The following is a 2,872-nucleotide window of genomic DNA, read 5'->3' as shown; positions in this document are numbered from 1 at the left end:
TGGGCGCCTACCGGGAGGGTGGAGGTCCCGACGTCGGACACGACGCCCCAGCGCGGCTCCCAGGCCAGGGCGGTCATTGAGGAGTCAGGGCCGCCGGGCCACCACGCGCCGGTCGTGCCGGCCGGTGCGGACCAGCCGAGCTTCAGGTCGGCCGCCGGGTCGCCGTCGTACATCAGGAACGCGTCGAGCTTGTACGTGCCGGGCGAGAGGGTGAGTGTCAGGTGCGGGTCGGCGGCCATCGTCGTGGTGGACGCGCGGGAGGTCGACACCGGTTTGCGTGCCGGGGCGGTCTCGCCGATGGCGACGCCGCCGGTGGAGCTGCGGCCCCAGGCGAGCCAGTCTCCGGAGCCGGACTGGGTGAGGTAGATCAGGTCGCCGGCGGTGGGGCTGATGTAGGTCTCCATCCGGCGGACGGGGATGCCGTCGGTGGTGGTGACGGTGCCGTCGGCGCCGACGGTGGCGACGGTCGCCATGCGCCAGTCACCGCCGCGGATGGCCGGGGTGGCGGCGCCGGTGTTCAGGGTCTGCTCGCGGACAGCGTCGGCCAGGTCGAGCGCCAGGACTTCGGGGGTCACGTGCCCTCCTTCGCGCTGATCGTCTGGATCACGAAGGACCCGCCGACGTCGAGGTCGAGGGAGAAGCCCTGCGCCTGGTGCAGCTCGGCGGTGCCGTCCGGGTACAGCACGCGCAGCACGTCACCTGGCTCAAGGGCCGGGTTGGGCAGGGCGCTGATGTCGGCGGACGCGTTGGGGGCGACGCTGGCGCGCAAGCGGAGGGTGCCGGCGGCGGTCGCGGCGCCGCTGCTGATGATCGTGGCGGAGGAGTAGAAGCCGGGCCGGCGGCCGAACGGGCCGTCCCAGTAGGTGGGGCTGGTGGGGTCGTTGTCGACGACGAGGGCGGATACCGGGGCGACGTTCGCTTCGCTGTTCTCCCCGCGGATCAGCCAGCCGTTTTTGACTCCGTCGGCGGACATGCCGCGGCTGGCCTGGATGTATGCGCCGCCCTCCCCCGCTGCGATCGTCCAGACCGGGGTCGTGGTGAGGGGGTCGGGCAGCTCGGCGATGATGAAGGTGCCGTCGGCGTCGGTGTAGACCTCGGCGCCGATGGCGTGGGCGATCTCGGTGACGGCCGCCCAGGGGTCGCCTTCGATGTCGAAGACCCTTGGGCCGATCGCCGCGTCGACGGCCCGGTTGACGACGGCGGCGTCGGGGATGCTGCGCTGGATCAGGGCGGTGATGGCGCCGACCGCCGTCCCCGACGCCCGGTAGGGGGCGCGGAATCGGTCGTCGGCTACCACCACCTCGAGGCTTTTCCCTGGATCGTCACCGGGCCTTCGTCGACGTCTCCGGACACCTCGTCGATCCGGAACACCCCGAGCGGCACTAGCTCCCGCTCGCCGTTGCCGTAGTCCACGCCGCGTGAGATGCGTAGCTGCGCGCCGTAGACAGACAGGTTGTCCGCGGCGGTGCGCGGGATGAGGCTGGTGTCGGCGAGGGTGACGGAGCAGGTGCGGCGGGTGGCGTTGCCGCGGTCGACAGAGACGCTGCCACCGGTGAGCGGAAGCATCTCCACCCGGCCGTCGGTGCGGAAGAGCACGACCTCGGTGACCGGGCTGTAGGACTCGCTGATCGCGTCGAGGAACCGGTCGGATACGGGGTACATCAGGTGCTCCTCCGGTTGAACAGGACGTCCTCCCAGGAGCCGAAGGCGTTGAGGACATCGCCCCAGGTGGCGAACTCGCTCAGCAGGTCCTGCCAGGTCCTTCCGGCGGAGCCGGCCACACCGACGGTCACCGGCATGTCGACTTCCTTCAGCGGCAGCGTCCATGTCCGCAGCGGCTCGGTGGCGGCGCCGCCCGGGCGGGCCTCGGTGACCTGCCCGACGGCCACGTACATGTCACTCACGCCGTAACCGGGCGCGGCCTGCCACAGCAGGACGTTGCCCAGGTCGAGGAGCCAGTGCAGCTGCTCTCGCTCGTCGTCGCTCTGGGTGTAGACGGTGAGGTCGCCCTCCAGGCCGCCGCGGGTGTCGGAGTGGACGACGCTGTTGCGGCGGCCCTTCACCCGGTACTCGGCCTGCTGGATGGGCCGCTGCCAGTCCGGCGCGCGGGCGATCATCACGTGGACGTTGCGCTGCGGGTTGCCGGGGTCCTTCAGCCACCCGTACTGGGCGTTGCCCACGGCGAGGGTGACGGTGTCGCTTGCCCGGGTGGCGACCACGCCGCCGGTCGAGTTCTTGGTCTCGGCGTAGTAGGAGACGGGCACGCCGAGCGGTGCCTCGTAGTCCTCGATGACCAGGACGTCGGAGGTGAGGAGGTCGCCGTCGATGAGCCCGTTGGGGCCGCGGACCAGGGTGCGGGTGCCGTTGCTGGCGACCCGCCACACGGTGACCGTGTCGCCCGCGGTGAGCTCCCGGAACGTCACCTTGATGTAGGCGTCGGCGTCGAACACCTCAATTTCGTCCAGCGGTAGGGACTGCCACAGCGCGGCCCGGTCCAGGCGCAGCACCGAGGAGACGGCCGTGGCGGTCAGGCTCCACTCGATCGCCGCCTGGGTGGCCCCGGCCGGGGCGGTGTGCTGGCTGCTCAGGTACCACCAGTTCGGGGTCGGTATGGCGCCCGCCGCCCCAGAGGTGAGGCCGAGGTCGACGTTCGTGGCGGAGTACCAGCGGATCCCGCGGGTCAGGTTCCAGCTGCCGGCCGCCACCTTGGTGCCGATCTCGGCGGTGAAGTCGAGTCCGGCCGCGCTGCTTCCGATCGGGAACTTCGCCGAGCGGATGACGCTGGTGGTGGCGGTCGCGGAGGTGACGGTCATGGCGTAGTAGCCCTCAAGCCCGTCGGTGCCCCACGGGGTGAGGCGCGCGAGCGTCGCCA

The 2,872-nt window shown here is 71.4% G+C and carries 3 pseudogenes; all 3 read right to left on the bottom strand.

Features of this window, described 5'->3' with window-relative positions:
• A pseudogene (locus tag IE109_RS32700) lies at positions 1–575 on the bottom strand (hypothetical protein); the annotation flags it as partial.
• Positions 572–1,566 (bottom strand): annotated as a pseudogene (locus tag IE109_RS32695) (DUF5047 domain-containing protein). The pseudogenes IE109_RS32700 and IE109_RS32695, both read right to left, overlap by 4 nt.
• Positions 1,567–1,661: 95 nt before the next feature.
• Positions 1,662–2,872: pseudogene (locus IE109_RS32690) on the bottom strand (hypothetical protein); the annotation flags it as partial.

Source organism: Streptomyces lavendofoliae (assembly GCF_014649735.1).
GTDB classification, from domain to species: domain Bacteria; phylum Actinomycetota; class Actinomycetes; order Streptomycetales; family Streptomycetaceae; genus Streptomyces; species Streptomyces lavendofoliae.
The sequence above is the reverse complement of the archived record's forward strand: the minus strand, read 5'-3'. Positions and strand labels throughout refer to the sequence as shown.